This window comes from Mycobacterium asiaticum DSM 44297, assembly GCF_000613245.1.
In the GTDB taxonomy this organism is placed as follows: domain Bacteria; phylum Actinomycetota; class Actinomycetes; order Mycobacteriales; family Mycobacteriaceae; genus Mycobacterium; species Mycobacterium asiaticum.
On record NZ_HG964937.1, the window covers coordinates 777,178 to 793,244 of the forward strand.

At 60.6% G+C, this 16,067-nt stretch carries 14 protein-coding genes; 5 read left to right on the forward strand and 9 right to left on the reverse strand.

What is annotated here, in order from left to right; translation table 11 throughout:
- Window positions 1-83: 83 nt before the first annotated feature.
- The 7 genes from BN972_RS14015 to BN972_RS14045 all read right to left on the reverse strand — a co-directional run bounded on the left by BN972_RS14015 (window position 84) and on the right by BN972_RS14045 (window position 8,487).
- Window positions 84-1,154: an NAD-dependent epimerase/dehydratase family protein gene (locus BN972_RS14015; protein WP_036358875.1), complete on the reverse strand. Its 1,071-nt coding sequence runs from the start codon at window positions 1,152-1,154 to the stop codon at window positions 84-86.
- A gap of 12 nt (window positions 1,155-1,166) precedes the next feature.
- Complete coding sequence (locus tag BN972_RS14020; protein ID WP_036358878.1) at window positions 1,167-2,432, reverse strand: cytochrome P450; 1,266 nt, start codon at window positions 2,430-2,432, stop codon at window positions 1,167-1,169.
- Between the two features lie 84 nt (window positions 2,433-2,516).
- Window positions 2,517-3,731 carry a cytochrome P450 gene (locus BN972_RS14025; protein ID WP_036360830.1) on the reverse strand — a complete coding sequence of 405 codons (1,215 nt, stop codon included), beginning with the start codon at window positions 3,729-3,731 and terminating at the stop codon, window positions 2,517-2,519.
- A gap of 10 nt (window positions 3,732-3,741) precedes the next feature.
- Window positions 3,742-5,226, reverse strand: a complete 1,485-nt coding sequence (locus BN972_RS14030; protein ID WP_036360832.1) for an aldehyde dehydrogenase family protein — start codon at window positions 5,224-5,226, stop codon at window positions 3,742-3,744.
- Window positions 5,219-6,232, reverse strand: coding sequence for an SDR family oxidoreductase (locus BN972_RS14035; protein WP_036358881.1), 1,014 nt, complete (start codon window positions 6,230-6,232; stop codon window positions 5,219-5,221). Before BN972_RS14035 ends, BN972_RS14030 begins: the two co-directional genes overlap by 8 nt.
- Window positions 6,225-7,370 carry a spirocyclase AveC family protein gene (locus tag BN972_RS14040; RefSeq protein ID WP_036358884.1) on the reverse strand — a complete coding sequence of 382 codons (1,146 nt, stop codon included), beginning with the start codon at window positions 7,368-7,370 and terminating at the stop codon, window positions 6,225-6,227. The genes BN972_RS14035 and BN972_RS14040 overlap by 8 nt, the downstream gene beginning before the upstream one ends.
- Window positions 7,371-7,374: 4 nt before the next feature.
- On the reverse strand, window positions 7,375-8,487 hold the full coding sequence (locus tag BN972_RS14045) for an ABC transporter substrate-binding protein (RefSeq protein WP_036358887.1): 1,113 nt from the start codon (window positions 8,485-8,487) through the stop codon (window positions 7,375-7,377).
- 471 nt (window positions 8,488-8,958) lie between these two features.
- Here BN972_RS14045 and BN972_RS14050 point away from each other — a divergent pair, with 471 nt between their 5' ends.
- The 5 genes from BN972_RS14050 (at window position 8,959) to BN972_RS14070 (ending at window position 12,831) form a co-directional block, all read left to right on the forward strand.
- Window positions 8,959-10,176, forward strand: a complete 1,218-nt coding sequence (locus BN972_RS14050; protein ID WP_036358890.1) for a cytochrome P450 — start codon at window positions 8,959-8,961, stop codon at window positions 10,174-10,176.
- Window positions 10,177-10,470: 294 nt separating this feature from the next.
- On the forward strand, window positions 10,471-10,602 hold the full coding sequence (locus BN972_RS30840) for a hypothetical protein (RefSeq protein ID WP_036358893.1): 132 nt from the start codon (window positions 10,471-10,473) through the stop codon (window positions 10,600-10,602).
- Window positions 10,599-11,339, forward strand: coding sequence for a hypothetical protein (locus BN972_RS14060; RefSeq protein WP_390176213.1), 741 nt, complete (start codon window positions 10,599-10,601; stop codon window positions 11,337-11,339). Before BN972_RS30840 ends, BN972_RS14060 begins: the two co-directional genes overlap by 4 nt.
- A 21-nt stretch (window positions 11,340-11,360) precedes the next feature.
- On the forward strand, window positions 11,361-11,792 hold the full coding sequence (locus tag BN972_RS14065) for a hypothetical protein (protein WP_036358899.1): 432 nt from the start codon (window positions 11,361-11,363) through the stop codon (window positions 11,790-11,792).
- Between the two features lie 229 nt (window positions 11,793-12,021).
- On the forward strand, window positions 12,022-12,831 hold the full coding sequence (locus tag BN972_RS14070; protein ID WP_036360833.1) for a mycofactocin-coupled SDR family oxidoreductase: 810 nt from the start codon (window positions 12,022-12,024) through the stop codon (window positions 12,829-12,831).
- Window positions 12,832-12,950: 119 nt separating this feature from the next.
- Here the strand turns inward: BN972_RS14070 and BN972_RS14075 are convergent, their stop codons facing one another.
- Both BN972_RS14075 and BN972_RS14080 read right to left on the reverse strand, forming a co-directional pair.
- Entirely contained in the window at window positions 12,951-14,807 is a 1,857-nt protein-coding gene (locus BN972_RS14075; protein ID WP_036358901.1) for a flavin-containing monooxygenase, read from the reverse strand.
- A complete protein-coding gene (locus tag BN972_RS14080; RefSeq protein WP_158497695.1) occupies window positions 14,804-16,057 on the reverse strand; it encodes a cytochrome P450 in 1,254 nt (417 codons plus the stop codon). The genes BN972_RS14075 and BN972_RS14080 overlap by 4 nt, the downstream gene beginning before the upstream one ends.
- Between the last annotated feature and the right edge of the window lie 10 nt (window positions 16,058-16,067).

Genomic DNA, 16,067 nt, shown 5'->3' on the forward strand with positions numbered 1-16,067 from the left:
GTCCTTTCCTCGAATCGTTTCTATCGCCCTTGGCAATTCAATTACGCCCCTGAGTCAGAGCGTGCACCGACCCTCCGGTGGATTCACGTTTGAGGTCGATCCCACGCCGGCTCACCCAATTTGGCGCGTATCGCCCCCCACGGATCGGCATACTGACCCGGTGCGTTGCGATACGGCGAGTGGCGCGCCATGAACAGTCGCACGATCGGGGCGATCAGTCGGCCTGGAAAGTGCAGCAACCGGTATTTCTCCGCCAACTCGGCCTTCAGACCGGGCCACGAATGATTCTGAAACTGCAACGCCTCCTGAGCGCGGGTGGTGTCCATCCAGTCAGTGACGAACCAGTCATCGTCGCTGTTCGGATCACCGGGCCGGCCCTGAGGGATCGCGCCCGGTATGCCCAGAGCCGCCACCAGGCCCGAGGTGACTTCGGCATAGGTCAGTCGGTGAGAATCGTCACCGCCGATCAACAAGATCTCGCGAGCGACGTCGGCGGTGGTTGCCGCAGCGAAAGCCCATGCAACGTCGCGAACGTCGACGGTCTGAACCCGACCGTCGCTGGGCAGCGCTGCTTGAAAGTACATCGCGTCAGTGGTGACCGGCAATGCCCCCATGTCCGGGCTGAGCACTGCTCCCAGTCGCAGGACCACCCATTCCAGCGTTGATCCCCGCACAATCTCTTCGGCCTCGGACTTTTGGCCGCTGTAGACGTCGTAGGGCCGCATCGGTTGGTCCGCCCTCAGCGGAGGCGTTGTGCGGTGCGGGTTCCGGGGACCCATTACCGTGATGCTCGAGGCATGGACGAATCGCGGTTGCTTTGGCAACGCCTCGACGAGGCGGACCAGATTTTCAGTGGCGTCCACGTTCACCCGTCGCGCGACCTTCGGTATCGGGTAGATCGCGGGTGCGATCACCGCTGCGAGGTGGATGATCGCGTCTGGGGCGACCTCGGAGAGGAGACGCTGCACTTGCGCGGAATCGGTGAGGTCGGCTGGCCGGAATTCGACACCTGTCGGCAGTTTCGCAGCGGCCTTCCGGTTGGCTTTCGTGTCGAGATCTGTGGCCACCACGCGTTGACCGATTTCGACTAATCTCCGTACGGTTTCTGAGCCCACCAGCCCCAACCCGCCCGTGACCAGAACAGTTTTCGACATGGGTCTCTCGATTCAGCCGACAGGGGTGAAGGTCACGTGCAGTTCGCGGAGGCCACGCAGGATAAAGGTCGGCTCAAACTCGTAGTGGCGCTCGCCCGCTGGGCCGTGATGCGCCTCCGAAAGTCCGATATCCGCCATACGGTCGAGGATTCGGTTTATCGAGATCCGGCCTTCCGCTCTCGCCAACGGAGCGCCGGGGCAAGAGTGAACACCGCGAATGAAGGCAATCTGTTCGCGAACATTCGATCGATTGACATCGAATGTGTTGGGAGCGTCGAACTTTCGTTCATCACGGTTGCATGCTCCCGGCAGCAGCATGACCGTCGTCCCCGCCGGCACTTCCACTCCGCCGACCGTGGTCGTCTTGCGGGCCATTCTGAAGTGAGCCTTGACAGGGCTTTCCATGCGTAACGTTTCCTCGAGAAAAGCCGGAATCTTCGCCCGGTCCTCGCGAAGGGACAGCTGGAGCTTTGGGTTCTCGCCGAGGACACGTACTGCTGCGCTGACGAGCTTGGTAGTCGTCTCCGTTCCCGCGGCGAAGAGGAACGTCGATAAGTTCATCACGTCCTCGATCTCGGGCGTCGACTCGTCTTCGTACTTCGCCTGGGCCAACTCGGTCAGCACATCACCACGCGGCGAGCGCCTGCGGTCCTCGATGTAGGCGTAGAACTTCTCGTTGAGCCATTGCAGGGGATTGTGCGCTGTTGTTCCCTCCCCGAGCTCGCCCGCGACTTGAGTACCGAATTGCGCTTTGAACTCCTCGTGATCTTCTTGAGGGACCCCCAAGAGATCAGCGATGACAAGCAGGGAGAAGGGCTTTGCGTAATCCGCGAGGAACTCGCAACTCCCTCGTTCGATGAATGTGTCCAGTTGCTCATCCGCTAGCCGCCACATGAACTCCTCGTTCTCTTTGAGGCGCTTAGGGGTGATTAACCTGTTCATCAGGCTTCTGGTCCGAGTGTGCAGCGGCGGATCTTGATTTGAGATGTGCTCGGCCATCGGGGCGATGTGGCGATACTCCTCGATCAAGTCGGAGACATCGTCGGCTCCGTCGGGACCAAAAGGAAATCCAGAAAACGGGCCCGCGAGCGAGTTGCACGACGAGAAGGCCGGGTCTTTGTAAACGGCGAGAGCTTCCTCGTAACCCGTGACGGCCATGACATTGAACGCAGTTGCCTGCGACACCGGACATTGGGACCGTAGGAAGTCGAAGTACCGGTACGGGTCCGACACCAGATCTTCATCGGTGAAAAAGTCGACTGTGTCAAAGTCGGTCATGCGCTTCTTCCTTTCATTGATGATCAGCCGCGATCAGCACGGAGGGAGCGACGTCGTCCGCACCGGCACAGAGCAACGGACTTCTCAGGCCGGGTCGAACAACACCGGCAGCGACGTCGGTGAACGGAAGACCATGCCGCGAATGTGCGGGTCGTCACCGTCAGGGTCGAGGCGGAGGTTGGGTAGCCGATCCAACAACAGGTTGATGGCGGTGCGCATCTCGAGTCGGGCCAAGTGCATCCCGAGGCAGACATGGACTCCGTAGCCCCAGCTGATGGGTACCTTCGCCTGTCTGAAGATATCGAAGTGATCAGGTTGGGTGTACCTATCTTCTTGGCGGTTCGCTGCGCCGAGCATGGGCATCACCGATGATCCTTGCGGGATGGGCACTCCGGCCAGTTCCGTGTCACGAGTGGCGACGCGAGTGATGTTGAGCAGAGGCGCATCCCATCGAACACCTTCTTCGATCGCTTGCGGTATCAGAGTTCGGTCGGCGCGGATGGCATCAAGCTGGTCGGGGTGGGTGAGTAGCGCAAAGAGCAAGCTGCCCAGGGAACGGTACGTAGTTTCCACGCCAGCCGGAAGCAATAGCCGGATGAAGGAGTAAATGTCTTCGTCAGCAAGCTTTTCGCCGTCGATTTCGGCGGCTGCGAGGCTACTGATCAGATCCTCGCGAGGCTCCGCCCGCCGAGCCTCCAGAATGGGAGTGAAGTACTCGACGAGGGCCTTTGACGCCGCCAATCCTCGTTCGGGATTGATGGTGTAACTCAACATCGAAACCGACCAGCGCTGGAACTGCGGGAAGTCCTCCTCCGGGAGGCCGAGGAGTGCGGCAATGATGCGGCTCGGGTACGGGAACGTGAACGTTTTCACCAGGTTGGTGGAGCCGTAGGGGGCAAACTCGTCGATCAGTTCGTTGCCGATGCGACCGACGATCTCGTCTTCCCAACGCGCCAAAGCCTTTTGGGTGAACGCCTTGGTCACCAGCGAACGCAGCCGGCCGTGGACGGGCTCATCCATGCCCAGCATCACCCCGTGGCCCAGAACGTCCCCGAATATCTGAATCACGGCGTTCGAGGAGAAAGTCTCGTGATCACGCAGCATCGCCTGAATGTCTTCGTGACGGTAGACGATGAAGACCGGCTTGCCCTGCTCACCGGGCATCGTCGACATATCGATTCGTTGGATCGGAGTGTCGCGACGCTGTTTTGCCAATTCCGGGTAGGGGTCGCGGACATCGCCCGATACGACGTCGTCGAAGGCCGCGAAGTCTTCGAGTTCGTCGAATAGCTCTGACATCATGCTCCTATCAATTCGCGGGGTAAGCCACGGATTTGATCTCTGTGTATTGGCGAAAGCCCGCCAGTCCGTTCTGGCGTCCGACACCGCTGTGCTTGTAGCCCCCGAAGGGCATATCCGCGCCGTACCCCGCGGTGCCGTTGAGCCCGATGAACCCGGCACGCAATCGCCGCGCTACCGCCAATGCCCGCTCCGTCGATCCCGACATCACCATGCCGGCCAGACCGTAAGCACTGTCGTTCGCGATACGGACCGCGTCGTCTTCGTCGTCGTAGGGGATCGCGGCCAGCACCGGTCCGAAGATCTCTTCCTGGGCAATGGTCATGGCGTTGTCGACATCGGTGAACAGGGTGGGGCTGACCCAGAACCCTTTGTCGAATGCTTTCGGCGGTTCGGTGCTGCCGACGAGCATGGTCGCGCCCTCGTCGACACCCTTGCCGATGTAACCCAGGATGCGCTGTTGTTGTTTAGCTGAAATGACCGGCCCGCAAATGGTGCCCGGGTCCTGGGGATCGCCAGCGTGGATGTTCTCGTAGATCCCCTGCAGAATCGCTACACCTTCGGCGTAACGACTGCGCGGCAACAAGATTCGTGTCGGCGCCGCACACGCCTGGCCGGCATGCATTAATGGGCCGATGCCGATCAAGCAGGCAGTAGCGAAGTCGGCATCATCGAGCACGATGGTCGCCGACTTCCCCCCGAGTTCAAGGAACAATCGCTTCATCGTGGCCGCACCCTTTTCCATGATGCGTTGACCCACTGCCGTGGATCCGGTGAATGAGATCATGTCGACCTTCGGCGAGAGGGTCAGCTCCTCACCGACGAGATGATCCGAAGCTGTCACCACGTTGACGACTCCGGCTGGTATGTCGGTCTTTTCGGCGATCAATCGTCCCAACCGGGTGGCGTTGAACGGGGTATCGGGGGCGGGTTTGAGCACCACGGTGTTGCCGGTGGCGAGCGCCTGCCCGAGCTTGTTGATCGTCACCTCGAACGGAAAGTTCCACGGGACGATCGCGCCGACCACACCCACGGGCTCGTGCCACACTCGGCGGGCGGAGTTCACACCGGTCAACGACACCACCGCGTCGCCAAGATCGATTTCCCAGTCGAAGGCATCAATTAACCGGGCCGGGAACTTCAACCCGTCCTCCAGGGGCGCGTCCAGCTGCGGACCATGCGTCACCGATCTCGGCGCGCCGACTTCGAGGATGAGTTCTTCGCGCAGTTCTTCCAACTCGCTGTGAATGGCGTCGTGCAGTTGCAGAAGGCAGCGCTTCCGCAGCGCCCGATTGGTCGACCAGTCGGTCTCGTCGAACGATCGCCGCGCCGCATCGATCGCACGATTCATATCGGCTTTGGACGCATCCGCAACCTCACCGAGCACGTCCTCATTGGCGGGATTGATGTTGGCGAACGTGCCTGACTCACCGTCGACGAGCTCGCCATCGATCATCATCCTCGACTCGAACGTGACCGTCGTTGCCTCAGTCATCGCTTCCACCTTCCTTTCGTACAGACTGTTTCCGCGAAAATCGCATCGCTAGCGACGCCGACTGAGTAAGGATCCGCTGCGGGAGCACTTTGGCGGCAGCGACCATCACGCGCTGCGTAGTTGTCAGCGGATATGCTCCGTCGCGCATGGAGCCGAAGCGAGGAATTCCGAGGACAATCCGCGACATGTGGTGCATTCCGGAAGCAGGGAGCAGCCTGTTGAAGGTCAGCAACATCAACGCGTCGGGGCCGACGCCATGACGGCGGAAGGCGCCGTGGTCGGCCAGTGCCTTCACCAATCCATCGGTGAAATGCTCGGGGGAGCGAGCGAACTTGATCGCGTACCGGCCGCGCCTGTTCATCGTCTGATGGTGACGCGCGTAAGGACCGGTGAAGTCACGATCGTCGGTGGTGCCTGCGTCCGTGATGATTTCAGTGTCATAGGTACCGGTGACCAGAACCGTCACACCGATCCCGAAGGGCGCTACCTCGAATGCGAGCGATTCACCCCACCGTTCCATCGCTCCCTTACTGGCCGAGTACGGTCCCGTGGCTGGCTGGCCGCGCACGCCCGCCGCACTGCTGACAAGCACGACGCGGCCCCGCCCCGCCGTCCGCATCGACGGCAGTAGCGCCTTGGTCAGAGCAACAGGTGCGATTACATGGGTGGTGAACATCTTCTGCCACAACGCTGTGTCAGTTTCTTCGACCATGCCGGCTGCCGATATTCCGGCGTTGTGCACGATCGCGTCCGGTGCGCCAATACGTTCTTCGATCACCTTGGCAGCCGCTGAAATTGACGCCGCATCCATCAAATCGAGTTGGACACCGAGGAGCCGATCGTCGTCTTCGGCCGCGCCCGTCGCTTCCCGCAACTGCGCCATCCCCCGCTCGGGCGTCCGCATTGCGGCGACCACCTGCCATCCCTCGCGGTAGAGGCGTACTGCCGAGGCGAAGCCGAGCCCGCGCGAGGCACCCGTGATAACGACGCTACGACGATCAACCACTGGAGCCCTGCGTCGCGCACCGATTGCTCTTGGAGCCCAACTGCACGTCAGGGCGACCATCGGGCAGGGCGTACTGCCAGGTGGACCACTTACCCACCGAGTAGGGCCCTTTGGCTCCGTTCTCCTCGTAATAACCTTGCGGGTCAAAGACCTTGGCTTCCGGATATGGCCATGGACACGCAACCGACGTCGCGGCACCGCTGGCCTTGATTGCCCAGAACCAAGCACCGTAGGCGAAGTACGAGATGTTGATGATCACAAACATCACCAAGAAGGTGCCCAGCACGGGCCTCGTCGGGAACAGCTTGGCCTTCGCAGCCAGCTTCTCTGCCACCGACTTTCCCGTGTCATCGCGGTAGACCAGTATCGCCGCCGGGATCATCACGAAGGTCACACTGAACGACTCCCATATCAGTGGGAACTGCAACGTTGTTCCGGTAAAGATCGACCCGAACGGGATAACTTGCGAATAGATGTAGAGACCGGTCGCGATGGAACCGACTTCCAGGATTGCGTCGAATACGAATCCGATGACGAGTACTAAACCGCCCAAGCTGACTAGCGGGTGCCGGCTGACGAAAGCATCGGGACTGCGCTTGGCCTGCAACTTGCGCAGCACCCACACCGCCACGAAGTAAGGACCGAAATAGAATGTCACGTAACCGAATACAATGAATGGTTCCACCGTCGGTGACATCATGATCAGAATCCAGGACTCCGGCCAGTGTAGGAGGTCCGGGTTGTACACGGCGTAGGGCGCCCAGTTCATGATGGGGTCCTGCCACACAATCAATGTGGTGACCAAGAACATCAGCATCACTGGGCTGCCGGGGTTTCGACGCCACCCGATGATGAAGACGACTACCAGGACCGTGAGCATCAGCACGACACCGACTTCGATGGCATCCATCCAGCCGGTGAATCCGAAGAGGTACTTGACGGGTCGCGGCCTCCCGACGGTGTTCGGGTTGGCCACTCGCGGATCGAGTTCCGTGCGGGAAACCGCAATGAACAACCCGACGAACGCGAGCAGGCCGATACCGGCCAGCCATGCACCTAGGTTGCCACTGCGTGACCGCCCCGCAGGGGACTGCTCCTCGGCGCTAACTAGGCGCGACGTGGCTTCTTCGGTACTCATGGGATTACTCCTGACCAAATCGGTCGACAAGATGCGAGTTGACGCCGTCGGCGTCCAATGTGCGGGCGACGAGGTAGCCTGCGCCCATCCAGGCCCGCCTGGTCCATTTGCCGAATGAGACCCGCGTACCGGGCGCACCCGAGGCCGCAGGCATCATCTTCACTCGTTCGAGCGCCTCTTTGACTCCACGCGGACTCAGCGGATGGGCATCGGCGAACGCGCGCACGAGGGTTGAGGCGACGTCGTGGTTGACCACGGAAACGCAATATTCGGGACGGTTGCCATGCTTTGCCTCGTAGCGGTCGAGGAACTCCTGCCCAAGTTGGTTGGCTTCGTCATATTGATCGACGCCGACCCAGCCCATGAACGCCTGCCACATCACCGGATTGATCCAAGCGTTCTGCCAGGCGGTGGTCGAGAAGCGCGGCGGATCCCAGTCAACAGCTTCCAGCGCCGGATTGATGAAAACGATGCCGAAGCCAAAACCGAAGTGGACGATCGCCTCGGCCCGCGCCTCATAAAGGGAACCGACCGCGGCATGAATGTCTTGCGCTGTCTGCGCAATCGGTGCCTCAGCAACAATCCGCAGACCTTTGCGCACGCATGCGCGCCGGAAATTGCCCAGATACGTCTCGCCGATCAGGTTCTGCTCGACCAAGACACCGACTGAGGTTAACCCTCTCTTGGCGATGAGGTCAGCAAGGAAGATGGGCTCATCGGTCATCGAGCCTTGAGGGAATGAAAAAGTCCACTCACCAAGCCAGTCGTCAGTCCCGGTGACGCTGATCGCCGGCACCTTGAAACGCTCCTCGATCGCCTCACGCATCGGCACTACGTTGTCAGTAATGTTGGGGCCGAACACAACTAGGCAACCCTCATCGACGAGTTCGGCGTAGGCATCGATCACTGCTTTGACTGTCCCTTTGGGTAGGCCCTCGACCTCCTTATAGATCACCTCTACGGGCCGATCCAGCAGCCCTTTCTCAAGGGCGTCTTCGAACACGAGGTCTAAGGACTGGACAAACGAATCCAGCAACTCCTTTGGAAAATCCGCAGCAAGCGTGAAGTCCATCAGATATCCGACTTTGATCGGATGCGCTCTGCTCTCGTAGGACACGTCACCTCCACCGGTTCCGTCGCAGATGCAGACGAGAATAGTATTCTCTTCTGACGAAAGTCAACGTTGTCGGTTATTGACAACCTTGATGTGACTGGAGCAGGATTCAGGCTTAACCCTCTCGTCAAGGGAGGTGTGCATCACAAGACGCCGCATGCCGTCTCACGAAAAGCGGATCTGCGGGACTGGCTCCGCCGCAGCGGTTTTGGTTCCGCGGCGGGGCGGGCCGCGATGAACTGGGAGATTTATCGAGTGCGACTTGACTCGCGGCGGGCAAAGACCTACTGTGCTGGCTACGCCGGCTTGGCCTATGCGAGGGAATATCGAGGGCCGGCGCGAATGCGCGTGGACGGCACTGCCGGTGTGGTGCAGTTGCGGTGTCGACGGGCCTCTCCGGGGATACGTCCGTCCGGGTTGCCCAGTGGCGTCGAACGAGGTCGGCGGCCCTCTGCGGGGCGGGAGGGACTGGTCATGGGGCAAAAGTCACCCGGGGAGCATGCGCGCAACCTCGATCTTCGTCACGAGGACTTCAACGACCCGGCGCTTCTGTATGAGGTCTACGAGGTGATGCGCGAGCGAGCGCCGTTTACTCATCAGGACTCTCCGTTCGTGGGCCCGACGCCGGGAGGTGCGTGGGTCGCCACCCGCTACAACGATTGTTACGAGATCGCACGGAATTGGCAGAGTTTCTCCAGCAAACCATTGACGATGGATGGCTCGTTAATGTGGTTCGGCGACATCGTGATCACTATCGATCCGCCACGCCAGCAGCAGCTGCGGAAGTTCTTGAATCCGTACTTTTCACCGGGCCGGATGAAGCAGTTGGAGCCTCAGGTGCGTGCGGTCACCGATGGGTTGATCGACGAGTTCGTCGAGGAGGGTCGTGGCGACCTCGCCAACGTCGCGTGGCAGCAACCCGGGATCGTGTTTTTTCGATATCTGCTCGGCATGCCGGTGGAGGACGTGTCGATTTATATCGAGACGACTGACATCGCGGTCAATGGTGAGACCGAAGACATCCGCAACGCGTCGATGACCAATCTGTATCTGCGGGTGCGCGAAGAGATCGACAAACGTCGCGACGAACCACCGCGGGACGACCTGATCGATGTGTTGCTCTCCGTCGAGATCGACGGGGAGAAACTCAGGTTCGACGACGTCGTCGCCAATGTCATGCTCTTGGTACAAGCGGGACTGGAAACAACGTCCAGCGCAATGTCATTCGCCTTTCACTACCTCGGCACTAAGGCAACCGACCGCGATCGGCTGGTTAGCGACCCCGATTTGATCCCCACCGCAATCGAAGAGTTCATCCGTTACGCCGGTTCGATCCACGGACTGAATCGCTCCGTCACAGAGGAGGTCGAACTCAGCGGCCATCAGTTCTGTCCTGGGCAGACCGTCGTGGTGAACTATGCCGCCGCCAACCGCGACCCGCGCGAGTTCGACCAACCAAACAACTGCATCCTGGACCGGCAAGCGAACCGCCACCTCGGGTTCGGCGCCGGCGTACATCGCTGCCTGGGCTCGAATCTGGCGCGGCTCGAATTTCGGGTCGGCATCGAACAGGTTCTCAAGCGCCTCCCTGATTACACCATCGCACCCGAACTACCAGTCGACTTTCACGGCAACTCGGTCACACGCGGCTACCGCGCCCTGCCCGTCGTATTCACTCCGAGAAAAAGATGACCCGGGAAACGGCGCATTGCGTCATCACGTGCCGCGGCATTGGAACATGAGAGAAGGTCGAGCATGTTGGCTTGGATCTGGGAGATCGCGCGATACGTTTTCGCCTGGGGCGGAGTCGTTTTGGTTATTTGGTTCTGGTATTGGATCTTCGCCAACATTGGCACCTTTTGACCAACCGCCGCACAGAGATTCGGAGCCGGCGCTCGTGTCGGAGATCTCGCGCGGGATACATGAGACCGCTGGCGCCGGTCTGAGCATATCGAACACAACCGGCATCCCCCGAAGGAGGATTTCATGGTCGACCGGCAGGAACGACAGCGGAAGAAGGCGTTGATCATTTTCCAGCTGGTGATTTACGGCTACCTGGCGTTGATGTTCGGCATCCAGCTCTACATGTCCTTCGCGCGGGGGTGGTGGGACCTGTGAATCTGCCTCTCATCGAACGTCTTTCACGGTCGAAATCATCGGCGGTGAGCGGATTAGACCCAGCCAGCTCACGCAGCCTTGATGAACACGACGAGGAGTCGCGGGTCGCGCAGCGCCGTGCCGATAAATGGATGATCATCGGTGCCGGGCTCATGGGCTGTTGGGCACCCGGCATCTTCGGCTTTCCGATCTTCATGCGGGGCATCTATTTACAGCGCCAGGCCGCCCGCGCGGGACTGTCCATGCGCCCCATGATCGTGACTCTGATCGGCTACCTGGTGATGATCGACGGGATGCTCAACACCCTCGGCTGGGGCTTGGACTGGATTGCCAATCACACGCTCATCAACCGCGTGCTCACCGCCGGCTGGGGTTATCTATTTGACGGCGGCTACTTCTGGCACTACAACGAGCTGTGGCTCGGCGGCGCCGGCGGACCGGGCGAGAAGTCGTTTGTGTTCGGCTTCATCTTGACCGTGTTCGCTATGCGCGTGTCGGCCGCGATCGGCTTCTTGCAAATGAAGCGGTGGGGCCATCAGTGGATGATCATCACCTGCTGGATGGGCGTCGTGATCTGGGTGACCTACGTATTCAACATGACGTTGTACGCCGACGTTCGATACGCAGGAACCATCTTCCCAGTGGTGGGCTGGTGGGCTTTCGACATCTTCTACATCACCCCGTTCCTGGCTATTCCTTACTTGCACACCGTCAATCGCGAAATCTTCTCCGACTAAGAGGGCCTCGAGGAGCATGAAATGACCACTCCAGCGTCTACCGAGACGAAGGACCCCGCTGACGACCTGCCTCCCGGCACGACGCCGTACTACGCGCGGATGCACAAATGGATCAAACGTGCCGTTCTCGTGTGCCTGATCGCCCTCGTCATCGAAGGCGCCTTCACGCTTCCGTTCATGGCGGTTTACTACGGCTACCCGACTTTGAGCCTCACCGAGATCTGCAGCGAGCTCCTCAAGGTCCGGTATTCCGACGACACCCTGGAGTGCAAAGTCCCCTACCCGATGTTCGACGCGCCTGAGGGCGCTGCGCCCAAGCAGACCGCGCAAGATGTCTGGGGCATACAGCCGGTGCCGAAGTACAAACGTATCGGTTTCCGTGAACTGGTTCGGATCCACCAAGAGCGGGAGGCGCGCAAAGGGGCCCATGTACACGGCGCTTCTGCGCCGTGATGTTCCGCGTCGTTGGAGAGTTCGACTGCTGGCAGCTGAGAGGTTGAGCAGCTGTCTTGTCAGGCTCTGAATGTCACTCGCCAGAAGGGGATTCGGCCGTCGCTGGTAAAGCATCACGTGGCCGGCGCGACGTGCTTTCTCCCGATCATGCTGGACTGATGTTGGACAGCCAGGACCGAATCGGCCCCAAAACACCGACGCACCATCGGAAAGGAAACCTGTGACCGCATTGGGTGTAGGACGGGCTGCCGGTAAACGGGTATTGGTCACCGGAGCCGCCAGGGGACTGGGGCGCAGCCACGCGCTGCGGCTCGCCGAGGAAGGAGCCGACCTCATCCTCGTCGATATTTGCCGGTCGTTGACAGATCTGGATTATGAGTTGGCCACAGAGGATGATCTTGCGGACACAGTATCTTTGGTGGCCGAGCACGGCCGCCGCTGCGTCAGCCGGATAGTCGACGTCCGCGAAGAGACCGCGCTGCGGGAGGCCGTCGATGACGGTGTCGATCAGCTCGGCGGTCTCGACGGTGCGGTGGCCAACGCCGGTGTTCTCACCATCGCCTCGTGGGACAAGACGACTGCACAGCAGTGGCGCACGGTGGTCGATGTGAACCTGATCGGCACGTGGAACACGTGCGCTGCGGCGATCCCGCACCTGCTCGCGCAGGGCGGCGGCAGTCTGGTCAACATCAGCTCGGCCGGCGCGCTCAAGGGATATCCGCTGCAGCTGCCCTACACGGCCGCCAAACAAGGAGTTGTCGGTCTTACCCAGGCGCTGGCCAATGAGCTTGCCGCGCAGAATATTAGGGTCAACTCGGTCCATCCCACCGGGGTCCCGACGGGTATGATCCCGACAGCGTTGGGTGATCTGCTCGCCGGGGAACGCGCAGACCTGATCCCGACCTTCGTCAACGCCATGCCGACACCGTGCATCGATACCGTCGACGTCAGCAATGCGGTACTTTTCCTGATTTCCGATGAGTCACGTTTCGTCACCGGCCTACAGTTCAAGGTCGATGCGGGGGTCACGATCAAATGAGTAAGCAGACTTGGTTGGCGCTACGGCCTGGAAGCTGAGAGAAACAAATCCCCCAGTGCAATCGATCGCTAGGGCGCGTCCCACGACCACTTCTCGAACGTCATCAGAGACGTGTGAGTTCACATTTTTGTTGTAATAGTGATCCCTGAGAGATCACCAGCTTCGCGCCAATCATGCAGCAACTGTTCGAATGCGTAGTACCCGAGGCCGTACAGCTCGCCGGTATAGGAGCGTGGTCGTAGTTGGCCGGTCCTGTCGGCGACCTCTTGACCGTCGTTGTTGAAATAGCCAGGTGTGCATTCGCGGATGAAGTCGGTGGTGTCGACAGCGACACTACGGACATGATCAACGTACGCATGCTGGGCTTCCGATGTGGGCTCAACCGTCGCGGCATCGCGCTTGCTTGCCTGTTCGATGATCCACGCGATGTGCCGAGCTTGGTTGTTGAACGTCTCGGTTGTCGATGCGTTGAATCCGCCTTGAAAAAAGCCCATGTAGAACGAGTTCGGGAATCCGTGCGTCATCATGCCGTGCAGCGTACGAAATTCCTGTGCCCAGTTGTCGTAGAGCGATCGGCCGCCGCGCCCGGTGATCTTGTCGATACCCCACCTACGTTGAAGGTCGCTCGTCACCTCGAAGCCGCTGGCGAAAATAAGGCAGTCGATCTCGTACTCGGCGCCTTCAAAGATGAAGCCACGTTTGGTGATGCGTTCCACACCCTGTGTCGGGGACACGTCGAAGAGGGTGACGTTGGGCCGGTTGAACGTCGGGTAGTACACGTCGCTCGAGGCCGGCCGCTTGCACATGTGGCGGTACCACGGCTTCAGGATCGCCGCTGTCTTGGGATCGTTCACCGACGCGTCAACCCGGGCTCGCAGCCGCTCCATCACGCGGTAATCCATGACCTCCCGGACCGCGAGGAACTCCTCGGGCGTCTGCGGCCATCCGGTCTGCACGAACTGCGCAGAGAGGTTGCGGTTGATCTCGGTCCAGATGTCACAGATCCGGTCCGGCTCGCCGGGCAAGAGTCCGTCGATGGCGGCACGGTGGAAGTTCATCTGACGTTCCCGCTGCCAGCCGGGCTTTAAGCCGGCTATCCAGTCCGGATCGGTCGGGGCATTGTGACGCTCGTCGACCGTCGACGCGGTGCGCTGCAGGACGAACAGCTGTTGTGCGTACTTGCCGAGGAACGGGATCGCCTGGATCGCCGACGCGCCGGTACCGACGATCGCGACCCGCTTGTCGGCCAGCCTGTCGAGCACCGGCTCTTCCTGACTGCCGCCGGTGTAGCCGTAATCCCAACGGGCGGTGTGGAACATCGCGCCCGCGAACTCTTCGAGTCCGGGTACCCTCGGCACCTTCGGGGTGTTGATCGGCCCCATGGCCAGGATGATGAACCGGGCGCGAAGGTCGTCACCTCGATCTGTTCCGATGCGCCAGCGGCCGATGGACTCGTCCCAACTCAACGCGTTGACGCAGGTGTGGAACAACGCGCCCCGGTAGAGGTTGAAGCGTTTGGCGACGCTCTGGCAGTAATTGCGGATCTCGATGCCGTCGGCGAATTTCTTCGACGGAACGAAATCCATCTCTTCCAGTAACGGCAGATAACAGTAGGAGTCGTTGTCGCAGGAAAGACCGGGATATCGGTTCCAATACCAGACGCCGCCGAAATCACCGGCCTGCTCGATGATTCGGCAGTCTTCGATGCCTGCCTTGCGAAGGTGGTAGCCAGCCAGGACCCCGGCCCACCCACCGCCGAGAATCGCCACGTCCATCTCGTCGTGCAGGGCTGGGCGCGAGGCCCGCGGCATATGGGGATCGCTGTAATCGAGGGCGGCGCTGCTCTCCGATGCGGCGGCGTATTGTGCCTGCCCTTCGGGCCGGAGCCGTCGGTCGCGCTCCCAGCGGTAACGCTGTCGGAGGGTGGGAATGTCCACATCTTCGGGATCGGGGAGGTTTGTCGGTTCACACGTCATGGGCGTGGCTCCCCTCTGCCGGTCCCGCGGTGAATGTCAGGGGAAGGCTCTCCATCGCCAGCAGCGCTGCGTTGGGGAGATATCTGATGTCCTCGACCGGCACCGCCAGATGCAGGTCGGGAAGCCTCAGCGCGACCTGGCGCGCCGCGACCAGCAATTGCATGCGCGCCAGGGCGAATTCCCAGGCACAAGTGGGTGCCGGCCCCGAAGGTCATGCTCTTTCTGAGATTGATGCGGCTGAGGTCGAACTGCCGCGGGCATTGGAAGACGGAATCGTCGTCGTTGGCCGAAGCGAACAAGATCAGCAGATGTGCACCTTCGGGAAGCTCGACACCACCAAGGTTCACGGGCGCGGTGGTAACCCGCGACAGTGCACGAACCGGAGGTTCGAGCCGCAGCAGTTCCTCGATCAGTTTGCTCATCTGCGCGTCGTCGCGGCCGGCCGCGTAGAAGTGCTCGCTGATCTCCGGGTTAGTCGCGACCTGGAAGAGGATGTTGGTAAAAGCTGTCGACATCGAATCGTGGGTGTTGATCAGCAATGCGCGCGCAGTGGCGACCAGCTCGTCGAAACTCAGCGGTTCCTCATCCGAAGCGGGCGCTGTGATGATGTCGGAGAGCATGTCGTCTTCCGGTTCCTCTACGCGTCGGCGAACCAGATCGATGAGATAGCGCTGCATCTGAGCGAGTTCGCGCGCAGCGGCCAGCATGTCTTCGCGAGTGTTCTGCAGACTGAACTGGGATAGGTAGGCACTGCCCCAACGCTTGATGGTGGCCTGGTCCAGGCCTTCGACATGCAGTTGCTGCTGGCTGAACGCGATCGCCATCGGCAGCGCGAGATCGTGCAACCCGTCGACGCGTCCACGGTCGACGAAACCGTCGATAAGGCCGTTGACGAGATCCTCGAATTGCGGCTGAAGGGAATTCATTCGCTTCCTGCTGAACGCCTGGGACAACAGCCGGCGCACCCGGGTGTGCTTGGGCGGATCGATGTTGGCGACGTCGGGGAAGAAGCCGCCGCCCTCGCGCTCCAGCACTTCTTTGATCGCGTCGAGGTGGCCGCTCGCCATTTGCTTGTAGTAGCCGAGCTCCTGGGAGAACACCACAGGGTCACGAAGCACCGTCATCAAGTCTTCGTGACGTGACACCAAATACATGCCCAGGTCCTTCTCGAAGTGAACCGGGTCGCAGTTACGTAGCGCGCGATAGTAGTCGAACGGCTTCTCCTGGACGGCTGGGTCGATGAAGCACACCTTCTCCAAG